At 44.6% G+C, this 19,057-nt stretch carries 16 protein-coding genes; 13 read left to right on the forward strand and 3 right to left on the reverse strand.

The features are described 5' to 3' along the window. The first annotated feature begins 102 nt into the window (after positions 1–102). The 7 genes from BUC05_RS17875 (at position 103) to BUC05_RS17905 (ending at position 8,565) form a co-directional block, all read left to right on the forward strand. A complete protein-coding gene (locus BUC05_RS17875; protein WP_073305609.1) occupies positions 103–2,115 on the forward strand; it encodes an alpha-glucuronidase in 2,013 nt (670 codons plus the stop codon). Between the two features lie 201 nt (positions 2,116–2,316). Further along, positions 2,317–3,228, forward strand: coding sequence for an ABC transporter permease (locus BUC05_RS17880; protein WP_050749016.1), 912 nt, complete (start codon positions 2,317–2,319; stop codon positions 3,226–3,228). Positions 3,229–3,240: 12 nt separating this feature from the next. Next, positions 3,241–4,110, forward strand: coding sequence for a carbohydrate ABC transporter permease (locus tag BUC05_RS17885; protein WP_073305611.1), 870 nt, complete (start codon positions 3,241–3,243; stop codon positions 4,108–4,110). Between the two features lie 93 nt (positions 4,111–4,203). Beyond that, positions 4,204–5,826 carry an ABC transporter substrate-binding protein gene (locus BUC05_RS17890; protein ID WP_073305613.1) on the forward strand — a complete coding sequence of 541 codons (1,623 nt, stop codon included), beginning with the start codon at positions 4,204–4,206 and terminating at the stop codon, positions 5,824–5,826. 95 nt (positions 5,827–5,921) lie between these two features. After that, on the forward strand, positions 5,922–6,632 hold the full coding sequence (locus tag BUC05_RS17895) for a YesL family protein (RefSeq protein WP_073305615.1): 711 nt from the start codon (positions 5,922–5,924) through the stop codon (positions 6,630–6,632). Between the two features lie 183 nt (positions 6,633–6,815). Then, on the forward strand, positions 6,816–7,922 hold the full coding sequence (locus BUC05_RS17900; RefSeq protein ID WP_073305617.1) for a glycerol dehydrogenase: 1,107 nt from the start codon (positions 6,816–6,818) through the stop codon (positions 7,920–7,922). Positions 7,923–8,070: 148 nt separating this feature from the next. Continuing rightward, on the forward strand, positions 8,071–8,565 hold the full coding sequence (locus BUC05_RS17905; protein ID WP_073305619.1) for a hypothetical protein: 495 nt from the start codon (positions 8,071–8,073) through the stop codon (positions 8,563–8,565). Positions 8,566–8,713: 148 nt separating this feature from the next. On the opposite strand, the gene BUC05_RS17910 is transcribed toward BUC05_RS17905, so the two are convergent. The 3 genes from BUC05_RS17910 to BUC05_RS17920 all read right to left on the reverse strand — a co-directional run bounded on the left by BUC05_RS17910 (position 8,714) and on the right by BUC05_RS17920 (position 12,636). Next, a complete protein-coding gene (locus tag BUC05_RS17910) occupies positions 8,714–9,871 on the reverse strand; it encodes an amidohydrolase (RefSeq protein WP_063608234.1) in 1,158 nt (385 codons plus the stop codon). Then, complete coding sequence (locus BUC05_RS17915) at positions 9,868–10,959, reverse strand: amidohydrolase family protein (protein WP_084140092.1); 1,092 nt, start codon at positions 10,957–10,959, stop codon at positions 9,868–9,870. Before BUC05_RS17915 ends, BUC05_RS17910 begins: the two co-directional genes overlap by 4 nt. Before the next feature lie 87 nt (positions 10,960–11,046). Then, a complete protein-coding gene (locus BUC05_RS17920) occupies positions 11,047–12,636 on the reverse strand; it encodes an ABC transporter substrate-binding protein (RefSeq protein ID WP_073305621.1) in 1,590 nt (529 codons plus the stop codon). Between the two features lie 316 nt (positions 12,637–12,952). Between BUC05_RS17920 and BUC05_RS17925 the strand changes: the two genes are divergently transcribed. The 6 genes from BUC05_RS17925 to BUC05_RS17950 are packed head-to-tail and all read left to right on the forward strand — an operon-like array spanning position 12,953 to position 19,018. Then, positions 12,953–13,918, forward strand: coding sequence for an ABC transporter permease (locus BUC05_RS17925; RefSeq protein ID WP_011245422.1), 966 nt, complete (start codon positions 12,953–12,955; stop codon positions 13,916–13,918). After that, on the forward strand, positions 13,918–14,808 hold the full coding sequence (locus BUC05_RS17930) for an ABC transporter permease (protein WP_035205260.1): 891 nt from the start codon (positions 13,918–13,920) through the stop codon (positions 14,806–14,808). The genes BUC05_RS17925 and BUC05_RS17930 overlap by 1 nt, the downstream gene beginning before the upstream one ends. 10 nt (positions 14,809–14,818) lie before the next feature. Beyond that, positions 14,819–15,835, forward strand: a complete 1,017-nt coding sequence (locus BUC05_RS17935) for an ABC transporter ATP-binding protein (RefSeq protein WP_011245424.1) — start codon at positions 14,819–14,821, stop codon at positions 15,833–15,835. Continuing rightward, positions 15,832–16,827, forward strand: a complete 996-nt coding sequence (locus BUC05_RS17940; protein WP_035205259.1) for an ABC transporter ATP-binding protein — start codon at positions 15,832–15,834, stop codon at positions 16,825–16,827. The genes BUC05_RS17935 and BUC05_RS17940 overlap by 4 nt, the downstream gene beginning before the upstream one ends. Continuing rightward, the gene (locus BUC05_RS17945) at positions 16,818–17,768 is read left to right on the forward strand and encodes a DUF1177 domain-containing protein (RefSeq protein ID WP_073305623.1); all 951 of its coding nucleotides are present in this window, start codon (positions 16,818–16,820) and stop codon (positions 17,766–17,768) included. The genes BUC05_RS17940 and BUC05_RS17945 overlap by 10 nt, the downstream gene beginning before the upstream one ends. Continuing rightward, positions 17,765–19,018 carry a M20 family metallopeptidase gene (locus BUC05_RS17950; protein ID WP_011245427.1) on the forward strand — a complete coding sequence of 418 codons (1,254 nt, stop codon included), beginning with the start codon at positions 17,765–17,767 and terminating at the stop codon, positions 19,016–19,018. Before BUC05_RS17945 ends, BUC05_RS17950 begins: the two co-directional genes overlap by 4 nt. Positions 19,019–19,057 lie beyond the last annotated feature (39 nt).

The following is a 19,057-nucleotide window of genomic DNA, read 5'->3' on the forward strand; positions in this document are numbered from 1 at the left end:
ATTCGACGCCAACGTCGTTAGCGCGCTTTTCCACCGTGGACTTCTGCATTAGAGCAAGGGATTGGAAATAAACGAGCGAAAAAGAAAAGGGTGACTGGGAGTATGCCTATTCAAGAGAAAACTAGAGCAAGAGATACTTGCTGGCTTCCTGAAGAAGGGCAAGGGCACCGAGCCGAAAAAGTCCACATTTCCGTAGTAGGGAATGGTTTTAGATTGGACACGATTAAAAAGGTGGCGCAGACATATTTGCCACGGATATTTGCCGATGTGGACATAGTAGATGCCGAGTTTGCAAATGTAATCGTAGGAACATTTGCCGACTTGGGCCGTAGCGAACGGGTGGGCCATCAAGAAGGGTACCGTATATTCGCTGACGGCAGTCAACTAATCATTGCAGGCGATACAGAATTTGGCGTGCTATATGGCTTTTACGAGTTTCTAAAGAAAAGCCAACAAGGGTGTCCGTTGCTAACGATGGAAGCGGAAGACCAGCCTGCGATGGAAGTGCGGATGATCAACCATTGGGATAACCTGGATGGTTCGGTTGAAAGAGGGTATGCAGGGAAATCGCTTTTTTTTGACAACAATGCCTGGGGAGCGTCAGACGAAGAAATCGTCCAATATGCGGAAATGCTCTCTTCCATAGGCATCAATGCTTTGACTATTAACAATGTAAATGTCCACGCAAAAGAAACAGAACTGATTACAGAAAAGTGGCTGCCACAATTGGCAAAAGTAGCAAACTTATTTGATGCTTACCACATTACGCTTTTTTTAAGTGCAAACTTTGCCAGTCCGATGACACTGGGGCATTTGCAAACAGCGGATCCCCTTGATAAGCGTGTTGTTCACTGGTGGAAAACGCAAGTCGAGGAAATATACAAGTACATTCCTACATTTGGCGGCTTTGTGATAAAAGCCGATTCCGAACATCGGCCTGGACCATTTACATATGGCAGGACGCATGCACAAGGCGCTAATATGCTTGCTGATGCATTAAAACCATATGGTGGCGTTGTGTTTTGGCGTTGTTTTGTCTATGATTGCTTGCAAGATTGGCGTGATCGTTCGACCGATAGGGCTAAGGCGGCCTATGAGCATTTTGCTCCTTTGGATGGGACATTTGCAGACAATGTCATTTTGCAAATTAAAAACGGCCCAATGGATTTTCAAGTGCGGGAACCTGTCTCGCCCCTATTTGGAGCATTAACACAAACGAACTACGTCATGGAACTACAAATTACCCAGGAATACACCGGGCAGCAAATAGATGTTTGTTATTTGCCAATGCAATGGCAAGAAATATGGTCATTCGACACACATGCAAATGGAGAGGGCACAAAAATAGCCGACCTTCTATCTAGCCGCCAACAGGACGGAAAGGGGAAAGGCGTAACAGCTGTTTCAAACATAGGAAACAATCAAAACTGGACTGGGCATCCATTTGCCCAAGCCAATTTATACGGTTATGGCCAACTCGCCTGGAATCCTGAGCAGTGCCCAAGAAAGATTGCCGAAGAATGGGCAAAGCGGACGTATGCGCACTTGTCAGCTGAGGTGCGGCAAACAATTTGTTCGATTTTAAAGCGGTCATGGTCTGTTTATGAAGCTTATACAGCCCCTCTTGGTGTCGGTTGGATGGTCAACACAGGCCATCATTATGGGCCAAATGTAAATGGGTATGAATACTCGCCGTGGGGGACGTACCATTTCTCTGACCGAAACGGCTTAGGGGTTGACCGTACGAAAACCGGAAGTAATTACATTAGCCAATACAAACAACCTGTGGCCGAGTTGTATGGAAATGTAGCGACGTGCCCAGACGAATTGTTGTTGTTTTTTCACCATGTTCCTTATACCCATATGCTAAAAAGTGGAAAGACTGTGATCCAACACATTTATGACGCCCATTTTGAAGGTGTAGAGGAGGTTGAAGCGTTTCTAGAAGCATGGGAGGGACAGAAGGAAGCAATGCCTGACAGTCTTTATATGCATGTAAAAGAAAGGTTTGAAGCTCAATTAGCGAATGCCCGCGAATGGCGCGACCAAGTAAATACGTATTACTACCGGATGTCGGGGATAAACGACGAACGGGGCAGAACAATTTATAAGTAAAAATCACAAAAGCTGTGCTGTCAAAGGCACTTTTCATTAGGGGACGGCGGTTCTTTTCTTGGCAGAGGGGGGACCGTAAGCGCCTGAACCTATTGTCTGTCAAATAAGTAACGTAGGAAAGCTCGTTTATCAAAGTTAGGGGAGGGTTACATGGCAGGGATAGACAAAGCTAGAAATGCGCATGTTTTGACAGGGACAAAAATGCGTAAGCTGACACGATTAAGAACGGTTATTCGGAAAGATTGGCAACTATATTCCTTACTGCTATTACCGCTTATTTACTTAATAATTTTTAAATATGGTCCGATGATTGGAAATGTCATTGCATTTAGGCGCTTTGTTCCTGGGGGCCATTTGTTTGGGGAAGAATGGGTAGGTTTTCACTATTTTAAGATGTTTATTAATGATCCTACCTTTTGGAAGGTCTTTACAAATACGCTCATGCTTGGCGGGCTTACGTTATTGATTTGCTTTCCAATGCCAATTATTTTTGCGTTGTTATTAAATGAAATCAAGGCTAAAAAATTCAAAAAATTTGTTCAAACAGCTTCCTATTTGCCTCACTTCTTATCCATCGTGATTGTAGCAGGCATGATCTTGCAATTAACGGCTCTCAACGGTTCGATTAATGTGATCGTTGAATTCTTTACAGGTGAAAAAATTAATTTTATTCAGCAGGCTGAATGGTTTCGGACCATTTATATTACCTCTGACATCTGGCAAGGGATGGGTTGGGGTGCAATTTTATATTTGGCTGCCTTAACAACGATTGATGACTCTCTCTATGAGGCGGCAAAAATTGACGGAGCCAATCGTTGGAAGCAAACGTTGCACATTACCATTCCAGGAATTCTTCCAACGATTATTACATTGTTAATTCTAAATATTGGAAGTTTTTTGGCTGTTGGTTTCGAGAAAATTTTACTTATATACAACCCATTGACCTATGAAACGTCAGATGTCATTTCAACTTATTTGTATCGAGTAGGTCTGGAATCGAGCAACTTTAGTTATGCGACGGCGATTGGCTTATTTGAATCCATCATAGGCTTAGTACTGATTTTAACAGCGAATGGAATTTCTAGAAAGTTAACGGAAAGAAGCTTGTGGTAGGGAGGGGGAAATATGCAGGAATCCATCCAGTACAAGATTTTTAAAGTATTCAATGTGTTTATTTTGCTAGTCATTGTCTTTTGTACGCTTTATCCTTTTTTAAATGTGGTTGCACAATCTTTTAGTAGTGAAGCTTATATTAGCGCTGGAGAAGTCAATTTAATTCCAAAAGGCTTTAATATTGAAACGTATAAGACAGTGATTGAAGATAGAATGTTTTGGATTAACTATAAAAATACTGTTGTTTATACAGTGGTTGGTACAGCGATTTCCATGTTTTTTACGACGATCTTTGCTTATGCACTGTCAAAAAGACGTTTGGTTGGCCGCCGTTTTTTAACATTATTTGCCGTATTTACGATGTTTTTTAATGGAGGTTTAATCCCGAACTATCTACTAATCAATAACTTAGGATTTCATAATACCATTTGGGCGATTGTGATCCCGGGAGCGATTAGTATTTATAACATGCTTATTATGAAATCGTTTTTTGAAAATATGCCTGATGAGCTAGAAGAAGCAGCCGCAATGGATGGGATGAATACGTATGGAATTCTTCTCAAAATTGTTCTACCACTTAGTAAAGCTGTGATGGCAACAATGGTTCTCTTTTATGCAGTGGGACACTGGAATTCATGGTTTCCAGCCTTTTTGTATCTTGACCAAAAAGACTTGTTTCCCGTTACGATCTACTTGCGAAATATGATTGCTGGGGCTACTGGCGGCGCGGCAGCGGGCGCAACATCAGCAGATAATTTAATACAGATTTCAGCCAATATCAAATCGGTTACGATGGTCCTGACGATATTACCGATTTTAACTGTCTACCCGTTTGTCCAGAAATACTTTGTCTCAGGCGTGATGTTAGGGTCTGTTAAGTAAATTAAGTGCTAACGAGCAATGGTGTCAGTCATTACTGCTCAAGATAGGAAGAAGAAGCGTAGTGCTTTTCGAATAAAAAGGGAGGGAATAGAAATGAACGAGTGTCTAAAAAAGAAATGGACTGCTATTTGTCTAACGGCTTTGCTTTTACTAGTAATTGCCGGCTGTTCCAGCACAGACTCTGACGGCGAAGAAGAAATGAATTCCAAAGGGGCGATGGAATCGTATAATGTCGGCGACACATTTAAAGCTGAAGAAGCGCTTGAGTTTTCGATGATGTACAGCGACCACCCAAATTACCCTTATAAAGAGGATTGGTTGTTGTGGGAGAAAATCGAAGAACTCACAAATGTGACGCTAAATCCGACGATTATTCCAATGAGCGATTACACACAAAAACGAAACTTGTTAATTAGTTCTGGGGAATCACCACTCATTATCCCAAAAACGTACCCGGGAGAAGAGGCCTCATTTGTCCCTTCTGGAGCGATTCTTCCTGTAAGTGACTATATGGATAAAATGCCCCATTTTAGAGATAAAATTGAGAAATGGGAAATGGAAGATGAATTAGAAACGCTGCAACAAAGTGACGGAAAATTTTATCTTCTTCCAGGCTTGCATGAGAACGTATGGCCAGAGTATACATTGATTGTGCGAACCGATATTTTTGAGGAAAATAATATTGCGCTGCCAACTACTTGGGACGAATTGTACGAAGCAATGAAGAAGCTAAAAGAGATTTATCCCGATGTCACTCCATTTTCCGACCGCTATGAATTTAACAGCACTCTAAGCATTGCCGCAACAGGCTTTGGCACGAAGGCAGGCTGGGGTTTTGGCAATGGCTTAACCTATGATAAGTCAAAAGATCAATTTGTTTATAGCGCAACGACAGACGAATACAAAGAACTGTTGACATATTTCAATAAATTGGTGAAAGAAGGCCTTTTAGATAAAGAAAGCTTTACACAGGGAGATGAACAAGCTACCCAAAAATTTGTTTCTGGAAATTCCTTTATTATTAATGGAAATGCCCAAGATGTTGTGACATATAGAACAAGCATGGACAAATTACTAGGTGAAGGCAATTATTCAATTGCAAAAATAACGGTGCCAGGCGGCCCTGCCGGCCATTTAATGGCTGGCAGCCGCTTCGAGAATGGCGTCATGATCTCGTCTAAAGCAAAAGAAAGCGAAAACTTCGAAGCGCTGCTGCAATTTATTGATTGGCTTTATTACAGTGATGAGGGGCAAGAATTTACAAAATGGGGTGTGGAAGGCACGACCTACACGAAAACAGATGGGGTGCGAAATTTAGTAGACGATGTAAATTACAATGGATTAAACCCTGACGGAACGACAGATTTGCGCGTTGATTATGGTTTCTCTGGCGGCGTCTTTGCTTATGGAGGGACTACAGAGCTGCTCCATTCGATGTTTACTGAAGAAGAAATCAAATTTCAAGAGGATATGGCAAACATAAAAACGACGATTCCTTTAGAACCGCTCATTCCTTATACAGCAGAGGATAGAGAACAGGCGACATTATTGAGCACACCATTAAAGGATTATACAGACCAAAATACATTAAAGTTTATTTTGGGGGAACGTGATTTAAATGAATTTGACACGTTTGTAACAGAGTTGGAAGGACAAGGATTGCAAAGGTATGTCGACCTCGCCAACCAAACATACCAAGACTATAAGCATAACTGATCGGAGTATTCGAGGTTGTCCTTCTCCTTTGAAGGGCAGCCTTTGCCTATCATGTTATTACATAAATGAAATCACTAAGGAAGGGGTGAACGGATATGGAAGATAAAAAAGAATATGGTCAAGGAATCTTGTTTACGGTGACAAACTATATTTATTGGTTTCTTTTGACAAATATCTATTTTATCTTAATGAATAGCGTATTTTTATTCTTCTTCATGACATTGCAACCTACTTTCTCCAACATCCTTTTATACTTTTTGGCATTGATACCATCAGGACCTGCGATTGCTGCGATGTGCTATTCAATGGAGAAGCTTGTGAGAACGAAGGAGTTGTCCCCTACACGGGATTTTTTTGAAGGTTATAAAAAAAATCTAAAAGATACATTTTCCATCTGGTTGCCTATGCTCGTCATCTGCTTTATTTTATTAGTCGACTTCCACTATTTTCGCCAATCGCCATCACACATAAGTCAAATTGGGTCGACAATCCTAGTTGTTCTGTTGATTATGTGGGCAATGGTAATGTTAAACGTTTTAGTAATCAATGCGCGCTACAAATTCAGGGTGCGCGATCTGTTCAGGTTGTCGATTTATTATGGTTTTACGAAAGTGAAACAAACGACAGGAAATTTGTTAATCTTATTTATCGTTGGAGTCATCACGGCTAGCACAACGAATTTTTTTATCCTGTTTACAGGAAGTGTAATTGTTTTCTTGATTGTGTTAAATATGAAAGCCGTTTTTGCCGATATTGAAGACCACTTTTTGGTGACGCCCTCAAAAGGGAAACAATCAAGAGCTTAAATAATTTCTTGCTTTTATAACATAAAGTAACATCTTACGGAGGGACAGCGAATAAGCAAGCGTTCGGTCTATCTCCGGAAGGATAAAGGGGATCTAGTTTTATATATTTTCCTCGAAAAGGTTTGCATCATGTCGATCTGTGGAATTATATAGGTAGAAAGATCGACAGGAGGGATAGGCAAAATGGACGAGAAAATTTTTATTAGTCCAAGCAAGTATGTGCAAGGCAGAGGGGTTCTCGACAAGACAGGGGAATACGTGAAAGACTTAGGCAAAAAGGCGCTGCTTATAGCTGATGAATTTGTCTGGGGGATAGCTGCAAACCGAGTGGCGGACAGCTTGAAAGAAGTTGGGCTTGACGTGGTGGAAGTCACATTTGAAGGTGAATCGTCAGAAGCGGAAATTAAGCGGATTGTAAAAAAGGCCGAAAGCGGAGGCGCTGATATTATCGTTGGAATCGGCGGCGGAAAAACATTGGACACAGCTAAAGGGGTTCGAGATCGCTTGAAAGGTGCCGCCTGTGCCATTGTTCCGACCACGGCTTCAACCGATGCGCCGACAAGCGCTTTGTCGGTCATCTATTCAGAGGACGGTGTGTTTGAACGCTATTCCTTTTATAGCAAGAACCCAGATATGATCCTTGTCGATTCGACAGTCATTGCTAGTGCTCCGCCGAAATTTTTAGCAGCAGGCATTGCTGATGCTCTTGCTACTTGGGTCGAGGCTCGAGCTTCTTTTGAAGGGCGCGGCACTACAATGGCAGGAGGAAAAGCAACCATCGCTGGGTTAGCGATTGCTGAGAAGTGTGAGCAAGTTTTATTTGATTACGGGTTGCTTGCTTATGAAGCCAATAAACGGGGAGTTGTTTCCCACGCCCTTGAACAAGTCATAGAAGCCAATACACTGTTAAGCGGCCTCGGGTTTGAAAGTGGGGGTCTCGCATTGGCGCATGCTGTCCATAATGGTTTTACCGTGCTTGATGGCGATATCCATCATCTAAGCCACGGGGAAAAGGTCTCGTTTGGCATATTGACACAACTAGCGTGGGAAGACCGCAATCAATTCGAGATTAACCGTTACATTCAATTACTGTCAAAACTTGGTTTGCCTGTGACATTTAAAGACCTCCATATTGAAGAAATAAGCCGCGATGAGTTATTAAAAGTCGCACAAACAGCTTTGCAAGAAGGCGAAAGCAGCCATAACTTGGCAAGCGTTCCTTCTGCCGATGCCCTCGTTGATGCCATGGTTGCTGCAGACCAGTATTCCATTGCCTATCTCGGAAAATAAATCAATAGAAGAAGAGCCGCTATCGAATTCCGATTCGGCTCTTTTTTTGCCATAAACTCGAGTCTGATTAAATTGGGTAATGAGAAAAAACAGAACTAATGTTCTCCTTTTCTTTTGTTTTTGGTAGAATAAAATAAGAGTGAACAACATGGACGGGCATCAAATTGTAAAGGAGGCGATCTACTTGGAGGAAAGAGAACTGTTAAAATTGATTTTGGAAAAAACGGTGGCCACGGAAAAGAATGTCAAGGAATTAGCTGCCCGTTTGGGTGGGTTGGAAAAGCGTTTTGACAGTTTAGAAGGGCGTATTGATGGGCTAGAAAAGCGTTTTGACGGTTTAGAAGGGCGTATTGATGGGCTAGAAAAGCGTTTTGACGGTTTAGAAGGGCGTATTGATGGGTTAGAAAAGCGTTTTGACGGTTTAGAAGAACGTATTGATGGGTTAGAAAAGCGTTTTCAACGGGTAGAAAACGACGTGAATAAGTTGAAAGAAGAACAAGGCATGATCAAACAAGCAGTGATGGAAACGAACAAAAATGTGAAACAGTTATTGGAGAACCAAAAATCAACCTATGAAATTTTGAGCGAACATGACGTGGCGATCCGAGCAATCCGCAGGCGAATACAAAAGTTGGAGGCGTAACGTCAGAGTAGTAAATAGAACAAGGTCGCTTAACATGGGCGATGCAAGTAGACGGAGGTTCATAAGTCTATGAACGGTGGGCAACGAAAGGTGCGTGCGCCTGTCTACAGTCTGAGCCGCCAAGGATCATTTGGCGGCTTTTTAGCGTCTATTGTGGATTAGAATGGTAAGCGCAGCTACCATTAATATAAGTGGCGCAAAGTTTTGTTTTTGTTGCAAATGGATGACCTGTCCAAACCGCTAGATCAGCGTCTTTTCCTACTTCGAGTGAGCCGACGCGGTTTGAGATGCCGGCTAATTCTGCAGCAGTGCGAGTAATGCTTGCGAGTGCGGTTTCAGAGGAAAGTCCGTATTTGACTGCTTCCGCTGCGCAGACGGATAAATATTGAATAGGCGTAAAAGGATGGTCTGTCATAATTGCAAATGGGATGCCTGCTTCGTCCATTAGGGCAGGGCTTTTAGGAGTGCTGTTCCGCAATTCATATTTAGAAGCAGACATCATAAATGGACCGAGTGTGACCGCCACCCCTGCTTTTTTGATCGCATCGATCATCATATAGCCTTCTGTCGCATGCTCGAGATGGAGCTTGACGCCAAATTCATTGGCAATGCGAAGAGCAGTTGCAATGTCGTCGGCACGATGGCAGTGGAGGCGGAGCGGCATGCTGCCATTTAAAACTTCAATAAACGGCCACAGCTCTTGGAGATCAACACTGAGTTCCTCTTTTGACAAGTGCCGATAAGGCAAAGCTTTCAAGAAGCCATTGCGGATAATCGAAGCAACTGCCATACGTGTGAATGGCTTTTTGCGGTATGTTTGCCCGAATACATTTTTAGGGTTTTCGCCTAGAGCGCCTTTCAGCCCGCTTCGTTTTATTAAGAGTCGCTCCTCTAATGTAGCGCCAGCTGTTTTCAAAATGGACCAAATGCCGCCAATCGGGTTGGCGCTTCCAGCCCCCGTTTGTACAGTGGTAACGCCGCCACGCACGGCATCTTGGAAGGAAAAATGGTCTAAATGGATGCCGTCCGTTGCCTCCATGAGGGGGGTGAACGGTTCAGAATATTCATTGGCATCGTTTACGTCCTCTGTCACTTCAGCCCAGATCCCGACGTGGGTGTGGATATCAATGAGACCTGGCGTTATAACCATCCCTTTTGCCTCGACTTCTTTTGTGCCAGCTGGTACATTCAGATGGCGGCCAAGCGCTGAAATTTTGCCATTAGCGACGTAAAGATCTCCTGATTGGATAACCGTGAAATCGGTATCGACTGTATACAAATCTGCGCCACGAAATACTGTATTCATCGCTGTTCCTTCTCCTTTTCATAACAGAGTTTGCCACTTACAAACGTGTGGGTGACGGAGCTTGTTAACGATAAAGGATCGCCATTCCAAATGGCAATGTCAGCTTGCTTTCCTGCTGTAATCGAGCCAGTTTTGTCAGAGATCCCTAAGCATTCGGCAGTGGCAAGTGTAAGGGCGTTTAATGCGTGTTTTTCGTCCAAACCTTCACGTACGGCCAGCGCGGCCTCTAATTTTAAGTTCCGCACAGAAGTGGTAGGGTGGTCTGAAATGATCGCATGGGGGATGCCTAATAAAACAACTTCTTTATGAAAGGAAGGGCACAATGTTTGTTGTTCGTGACGCTCCCGCGCTTGGAACATCGGCCCTGCAAATAGAGACGCCCCCCGTTGTTTTAACTCGTTCAGTTGACGTTCATTGGCGCCTGTACCATGGACAAGCGTCAATGTAAATGCATACTCCTCTTGGAGGCGCAACGCTGTGTCAATGTCAGTCCCGTGGTAAGCGCGGATAAATACGTTTGCTGGCGTGCCGTGTTTGTCAAAGTAACGTCGCAAGGAAGCGGCAATGCCCATTCTCGTTAATGGTTGATTTGTCTGTTGTTTAAATGTACGTTTAGGAATGTCACCAAGTGAAAAAGCATGGCCAAACGAAGGCGTAATCGCCATCTCATCCACAGTTACTCCGTCATGCTTCACGATCGCGGTTTGTGCGCCGATCACGCTCCCTGGTCCGGAAGCGACGTGGGATACCGTCACGCCATTGGCAAGCGCTTCTTTAAAGGCAGCGTCGAAAGGATAAATGCTGTCGATGATTCGATAAGGAGCCAAGTCGTCGCTTTGTGCGGTTTCTGTCTCATCCTCGCCTTCCCAGCGAATACCGATTTCTTTTGCGCCAATTTGGCTAAATCCATCTATAAAACCCGGTAGAACATAGTGGTCGCCTACATCGATAACCACGCAGTTGTCAGGGAGCGATGCGTGATAGGGAAGCAATGCCTCAATGGACGGGCCTTGGAGCAGAATCGTTTTCGCTTGATACGCAGCTAAATCGGAATCGTAGACGTGGGTAGAACGAATAGCTGTATACATTAGAGAACATCCTTTCTAACATGATGGCTACTTTGGGGCATGTACAAAAGAAGAGAAGCGCGTTTGTTCGCTTCTCTTCTAGATGCATTAGTCAACGGAGACATTGGTACCGTAAGGCGTAACGATGCGGATAGAACCGTCTGGGCTAACGTTAAAGCCGTGAACGCGGGAGGAAACGCCAGCCGCTGTTTCCGTATTATCAAGTTCGATCCGGGGGACATCGGCCATAATGAGTTCAAGTGCTTCTTGATAAATCGCTGCACGTTCTTCTTGGTCATCTGTTTCCGACGTCGCTTTTGTGAGCAACGCATCGACTTCCTCATTTTTGTAGCCTTTTCCGTTTCCGAGCGCGCCAATTTGGTCGCTATGGAACAGCTGGTACAAATAGAAATCAGGGTCAGGATACCATGTCCATCCGCCAATCGACATTGGTGCTTGGCCTTTAGAGACGATGTCGGAATAAGTGCCCCATTCCACTGTGTTGATCGTTAAGTTAACACCGATCTCTGCCATTTGGTTTTGGAAAATTGTCGCGTATGGGACGCGGCTCTCTGCTACGTAAATTTCGGTATCGAAGCCATCAGGATAACCTGCTTCGGCCAAAAGCTCTTTTGCTGCTTCTGGGTCATAGGAAGGCGCTAAGCTTTCTTGTGCTTCATCATAGCCCCATGATTGACGCGGAATTGGCAAATAAGAAACTTCTGCCCCACCCCATTGGTACACACCGTCTACCATTTCTTGCACGTTCGTGCCTTTGTAAATGGCCTCACGTACTTTCGGGTCTGCTGTCGGTCCTTCGACGTTGTTTAAATCCAAGTATGTTGTTGCCAACCCAGGTACAGATAAAAGTTCTAAGTTGCCGTCTTGTTCAATCAATTCCCGGTCTTGTCCTTTCACATCAGTGGCAATATCAATATCGCCTGAACGCAAGGAATTTGTCATCATAGTTGGATCAGGAATGATTTGAAAGTTTAACTGGGCTAAGTTAGGTGTCTCCCCCCAGTAATTTTCATGACGTTCTAGCTTCACCATTTGGTCTTGTTGCCATTGTTCCAGTGTAAAAGGGCCTGTTCCGACCAAGTGTGAGCCAAAACTATCCCCGTGGCCTTCCACTTCTTCTTTTGGAACAATCACATTGCCGGCATCGGTTAAAACAGCCAATAAGGCAGAGTTTGGTGCGTTTAAAATAAGCTTGACTTCTGTGTCGTTAATAACTTCGACTTCTTCTACCATACGGAGGCGGTTTAAAGCCGATTCGTTCGCTGAACGTTCCAAACTATATTTTACATCTTCCGCTGTCATTTTCCGGCCGTCTTGGTAGTCGCCTGGTTGGAAGTAAACGTCGTCGCGCAACTTAAAGGTGTAGCTCATTAAGTCGTCAGCAGCTTCCCATTCGGTTGCCAAGGAAGGTATGATTTCGGTTAGATCTTCGTTATAGACGACGAGCGTGTCAGCAACGTTGCGAATAATATGACTTTCATATTGGCCAGAGTAATCAACTGGATCAAACGTTTTCGGATTGGCTGATAAACCTATTGTCAATGTGCCATCGGCATTTGCACTGGCGCCGCCATTGCTAGCATCGCCTTCTGAAGCCGTATCGCTTCCCCCTCCGCCACAAGCACCTAATGCAAACAGCGAAGCTGCCAAAAGGAATGGAAGTGCTGTTTTTTTCATTTTGCTGATATCCCCCTTGTGTGTTTCTAATAGTGAAACATTGATTCTGAAAATTCCTACGCTCACTTTAGCGCAAGAAGTCTGAAAAGTAAATGGTTATTTTTTCAGATTTTTATTTTATCCGTCTATTTTTAAGGGTTTTCATTTAAAAAACCAATTAAACAAAGGGTTTTTCACTGTCAGATTTTCTGACGGCGAAAATTAAACTTTCTGAAATACAGAAAATTAACCATTTACAAAGGTCGTTGTTATGCTATAATCAGCTTTAAATTTCAGATAACGAATCAATGATTCAATTTTTACTAGGGGGATCGTCATGATTCATTTTGTCGGCAAACGGTTGTTGGATTTAATCCCAACTTTATTCGTCGTTTCATTGGTTATTTTTATCATTACCCGACTCTTGCCCGGGGATCCGGCAAGTGTCATGCTTGGTCCACAAGCAAGTGTAGAAGACGTGGAAGCATTAAGAGGCGAACTGGGGCTAGACCAGCCGTTTTTTCAGCAGCTTCTCCACTATTTCAAAGACTTGCTCCAGCTTGATTTTGGCACATCTGCCTATTATAACGAACCAGTCTTGTCTTTAATCATGGACCGTTTTCCCAACACATTGCTGCTCGCCGTCTCCGCACTGGCCATTGCTTTGTTAGTCGGTGTGCCGGCTGGAATGATAGCCGCAGCAAAACGAAATTCTGTCATTGATTACCTTGTCACATTCGGTTCCCTTGTCGGTGTATCGATGCCTGTTTTTTGGCTTGGCGTGATGTTTGTGCTTTTTTTCAGCGTCCAGCTTGGCTGGTTGCCAGCAACAGGGATGGGCTCACTTGACAACGGCCTGTGGGATTTCTTTAAATACTTGCTTCTCCCTAGTGTGACACTCGCGACGATACCAATGGCTGAGTTTGCCCGTATTACTCGTTCCAGCATGCTTGAAGTAGGGGCGCAGGACTATATTAAAACGGCACGGGCAAAAGGATTAAAAGAATTTTGGGTCATCAGCAAACATGCGTTTAAAAATGCGTTGACGCCTTTGTTGACTGTAACGGGTATGCAAGTGTCGATGTTACTAGGGGGCGCGGTGTTGACAGAGACGATTTATGCGTGGCCAGGAATGGGGCGAATGATTGTTGATGCAATCGACAAACGTGACTTTATTGTTGTCCAAGGGTCTGTTTTGTTTATTGCCCTCATTTTCGTATTAGTGAATTTAGTCGTTGATTTATTGTACAAAGTCGTTAACCCGAGAGTCGACTTAAATGGCTCAAAAGGAGGAACATCCTAATGGAACAGCCGCCTGTCATCGAACAACAACAACCGGTTTCGTTTGAAGAAAGAAACAAATTCCGATTTTTTCGCAAACTTCTTAAAAACAAACTGGCTGCCATTGGGATGGCGATTATTGTCATGATGGTCATTCTCGCCTTGTTTGCTCCTTTGATCGCAACTCATTCTCCAAATGCGATGGATGCCGCCAATTCGCTTAAACCTGCAGGGTCAGGCGGCCATTTGCTTGGGACCGACAATTATGGCCGTGACTTGTTTTCGCGCATCGTCTATGGCTCACGGATTTCTCTTATTGTTGGCTTAGGTTCCATTGTCCTTGGAGCGCTTGTCGGTACATTCCTTGGCTTAATTGCTGGATTTTATGGAGGAAAACTAGACTCAATCATTATGAGGACAATGGACGGTCTATTTGCATTTCCATTTATTTTGCTAGCGATTTCACTTATGGCTGTCCTCGGTCAAGGGCTTGTCAATGTCATCATCGCAATTGGCATTGCAAGTGTTCCCGGATTTGCGCGGATAATTCGTGGCCAAGTCCTATCTGTAAAAGAAGAAGAATTTATTGAAGTGACACGCTCTCTTGGCGCTAAAAATGGCCGAATTATGTTTTCGCATATTTTGCCAAACTGCCTTGCCCCTTTAATTGTATATGGAACAATGAGCATTGCTGGCGCTGTCATTTCTGAAGCTGCGCTTAGTTTTCTCGGTTTAGGCGTGCAGCCGCCTACGCCATCTTGGGGCAGCATTTTGAAAGATGGGACAAGCTATCTGGTGTTGTCGCCTCATATGGCATTGTTTTCTGGATTAGCAATTTTAGTGACTGTACTCGGGTTTAACTTGTTCGGCGATGGGCTTCGTGATGCCTTAGACCCGAAAATGAAAGTATAGGAGGGAGCTCATGGAAAAACGAGAACGTTTATTGGAAGTAGACAATTTGCATGTTCATTTTCGCTCTTCCGCCCATACAGTCAAAGCGGTAAATGGTGTTAGTTTTACACTTCATCGCGGGGAAACAGTCGGCATTGTCGGCGAGTCGGGTTCTGGGAAAAGCGTCACGGCCACTTCGCTTTTACGGCTATTGCCATCGCCACCCGCGAATTATCCAAAAGGTGTAATTCGTTACAACGGCGAAGATTTGCTAAAGTTGCCTGAAAAACGGATGCGCAGCATCCGCGGCAATGAAATTTCAATGATTTTCCAAGATCCGATGACGTCTTTAAATCCTGTATTTACAGTTGGCGATCAAATCATGGAAGTGATTCGCCTTCACAATGGGCTTAGCAAAAAAGAAGCAAAAGAACGGGCAGAGGAAATGTTGCGCCTTGTTGGCATTCCAGAGCCGAAAAAAAGGCTCTCGATGTATCCACATGAGTTTTCAGGGGGAATGCGCCAGCGTGTGATGATTGCCATTGCGCTAGCATGCAACCCAAAATTGCTTATTGCTGATGAGCCGACAACGGCTCTCGATGTAACCGTGCAAGCGCAAATTTTAACGTTGATGAAAGAGCTGCAGCAGCAATTTAATACCGCCATTATTATGATCACACACGACTTAGGCGTTGTATGGGAAAGCTGCGACAAAGTGATTGTCATGTATGCTGGCAGCGCGGTGGAAACAGCGTCTGCTAAAACGCTTTATGACAATCCACAACACCCGTATACATGGGGGTTGTTTGATTCGCAAATTTTATCAACAGTCAGCCAACAAGAACGGCTTCACCCGATTCCTGGTTCGCCTCCTGATTTACGTGCTGAAATGAAAGGTTGTTCATTTGCCAACCGTTGCCCTTATGCAAAAGCGGTGTGCCAAGAGAAAAAGCCGGAGCTTATCGAAACCGAGGAAGGGCACCAAGTGGCTTGTCATTTTCAGACAAAAGACAAAACGCTCGAACGGAAGGAGAGAGTGTTGGCATGACTGAACCGATTTTGAAAGTCGAACAGGTAAAGAAGCATTTCCCGATCAAAAAATCGTTGTTGAAGCGGGAAACGCAAACGGTCAAAGCGGTCGACGGCGTTAGTTTTGACCTATTTAAAGGGGAAACGCTCGGTGTGGTTGGCGAATCTGGCTGCGGCAAATCAACGCTAGCTAGGTTGATCAATCAACTGATTCGGCCGACGGAGGGGACCGTTCACTTTCATGGTAAAAATTTAGCTGGCCTTTCTGCAGCTGAAGTTCGAAAAGTGCGTAAACATATCCAAATGGTGTTCCAAAACCCGTATGCCTCGCTGGATCCACGTAAAACCGTTGGCCAACTCATTATGGAGCCACTTGTCATCCATGGCGTTGGCACGAGGGATAGCCAAAAAAAGCGGCTTTATGAGTTGCTTGAAACAGTCGGGCTGAATGAAGGACACGCCAAACGTTACCCACACGAATTTTCAGGCGGGCAACGACAACGCATCAATATTGCCCGGGCGTTAGCACTTCATCCTGACATTATTATTTGCGATGAACCGGTCTCCGCTCTGGATGTCTCTGTCCAAGCGCAAGTCATCAATTTGTTAAAGGATTTGCAAAGTGAGTTCCAATTGACATACGTATTTATTTCCCATGATTTAAATGTTGTCCGTTATATGTGTGACCGGATTGCCGTCATGTATTTAGGGAAAATCGTGGAAATGGGCACATATGAACAAATTTACCATCACCCGAAACACCCTTATACGAAAGCGCTGTTGTCAGCTGTTCCGAAAGAAAGCCCATTTGAACAAAAACAGAGAACGATTTTATCAGGCGATGTGCCGAGCCCGGTCAATCCGCCGCCAGGATGCCCCTTCCACAAACGTTGCCCAGAGGCGATGCCGTCTTGCCAGGAAGTGGCCCCTACGCTCATTAAACAAACGAATGGCCAGCAAGTCGCTTGCCATTTGATGAACGACACCGAGGAGGAAGCAATATGCCATTAAATCATGTTTTGCGTTTGTATAACATTATGGACGACCCCCGTGTATCAGGAGAGAAGGTCGCTGCTTATTTAAAGGAGGTTTCGCCTCATGCAGATGTCGACATTTCACGCGTCGATGGGGAAAAGGGCTCAACAGACTTTGTTAAAGTCCATGTTCGTGGAAGGCACGGTCGCTCAGCAGGAGGTTCAGCGCCAACCATGGGTATCATTGGAAGGCTTGGCGGAATTGGAGCCCGTCCAGAACGGACAGGCTTTGTCTCCGATGGGGACGGTGCTCTTGCAGCGATGTCAGCAGCGGCGAAGCTTCTAGACATGCAAGAGAGAGGCGACTTTTTGGATGGGGACGTTATCCTGACCACGCACATTTGCGGCAATGCGCCAACACAGCCCCATGATCCAGTTCCGTTTATGGGTTCGCCAGTGGATATCTTAACTATGAATCATTATGAAGTCGACCCAGCCATGGAAGCGATTTTGTCCATTGATACGACGAAAGGAAACCAAATTACAAACCATAAAGGCATTGCCGTAACGCCGACTGTAAAAGAAGGGTATGTGTTACGGGTAAGCGAAGATTTGCTGTTTCTCTATAGCCAGTCAACGGGAATATTGCCTGTTACGTTGCCAATTACCACACAAGATATTACGCCTTATGGAAACGGGGTTTACCATATCAACAGCATTCTGCAGCCGGCTGTCGCTACTCAAAGTCCAGTTGTCGGCGTTGCGATCACAGCGCAAGCGGCGGTTGCTGGCTGTGCCACTGGAGCGACCCATTTGGAAGATGTCGAACAAGCAGCCCGTTTTTCGATTGAAACGGCGAAAGCATACGGCGAAGGAAATTGCCAGTTTTATAATGAAGAAGAATTTGCCTTGTTAGAAAAACTGTACGGAAAAATGACGCATTTGCAAACGTTCGGGAAAGAGGCGGCTGTAAAATGAATGTAAAAGACGAACTAATTGTTGCTGTAGAAGAAAACAAACAAGAGCTCATCGACTTAGTCTGTTCTCTTATTCAGATCAATACCGAAAACCCCCCTGGCGATACAACTGAAATAAGTCGCTTCATTGCTGATTATTTAGGCAAAGATGGAATCGATGTTACTTGGCACCAATCGAATGAACAGATGTATAATTTGATTGCAAGCATTGGCGAGGAAGGCGGAAAAGAGCTAATATATTGCGGCCATACGGACGTTGTTCCTGCTGGGGACCGGGATAAGTGGTCGTTCGACCCTTTTTCAGGCATTGTCGAAGACGGCTGGATCCTAGGACGTGGCGCTAGCGATATGAAAGCGGGCCTTGGCGGCTTGCTATTTGCGACTGCTTTGCTTAAACGGATGGGAGTGAAACTGCCTGGGAAACTTACGCTTGCAATCGTCCCTGACGAGGAAACAGGCGGAGAGTACGGAGTTCCTTGGCTCCTAGAAAGGGGCTTAATTAAGGGAGACGGTTGCTTAATTGCGGAGCCTTCTTCTCGTTTGCATCCGACAATTGGCCAGAAGGGGTCTTGCTGGTTTAAATTGGACGTTTACGGCGAAGCGGGCCATGGAAGCTTGTCCCCGCTTGCAGGCCGAAATGCGATCACCGATGCAATCAAGGCAATTGCGGCAATCCGTACCGTTTTTGACATCGACGTCGATATCCCTGAAGAAGTGAAACCGCTCCTTGCTGTTTCCCGAAAATATATGGAAGAAGTCGAAGTTGAACGTGAAAAATACAAAGAAATTCTTGAAAAAATAAGCGTCAACATTGGCACGATCCATGGGGGGACAAAATCCAATGTCATCCCTGACACCTGTACAGTCGAAGTTGACTGCCGCCTGCCGTTTGGGATTACGCAAAAGGAAGTGTATGCGTACATTGAAGCGCGCCTTGATGAGCTAGGGATTGATTATGCGATTACGCCTTTTGGATTTCGCAGCAATGCCAACCATACGCCTGCAACCGATCCAGTTTGCACAGCCATTATCAATAATATTTCCTATGTAACGAAAGAAGAAGCGTACGGCGTGATGCAGTGGGCAAGCAGCGACGCTCGCCATTTCCGTGATCACCATATTCCAGTTCTCCAATACGGGCCTGCGTATTTGCCAAGCATCCATAATTTTGACGAAAAAGTAAAAGTGGAGGACGTTGTCCTTTGTGCAAAAGTGTATGTAGCTGCTGTGATTGATTTTTTGCAACAGTAAGTGAAACGTCAGTCACCCATGGGCAGTGTTTTGATGTAA

It is taken from the genome of Shouchella rhizosphaerae (assembly GCF_900142675.1).
In the GTDB taxonomy this organism is placed as follows: domain Bacteria; phylum Bacillota; class Bacilli; order Bacillales; family Bacillaceae_D; genus Shouchella; species Shouchella rhizosphaerae.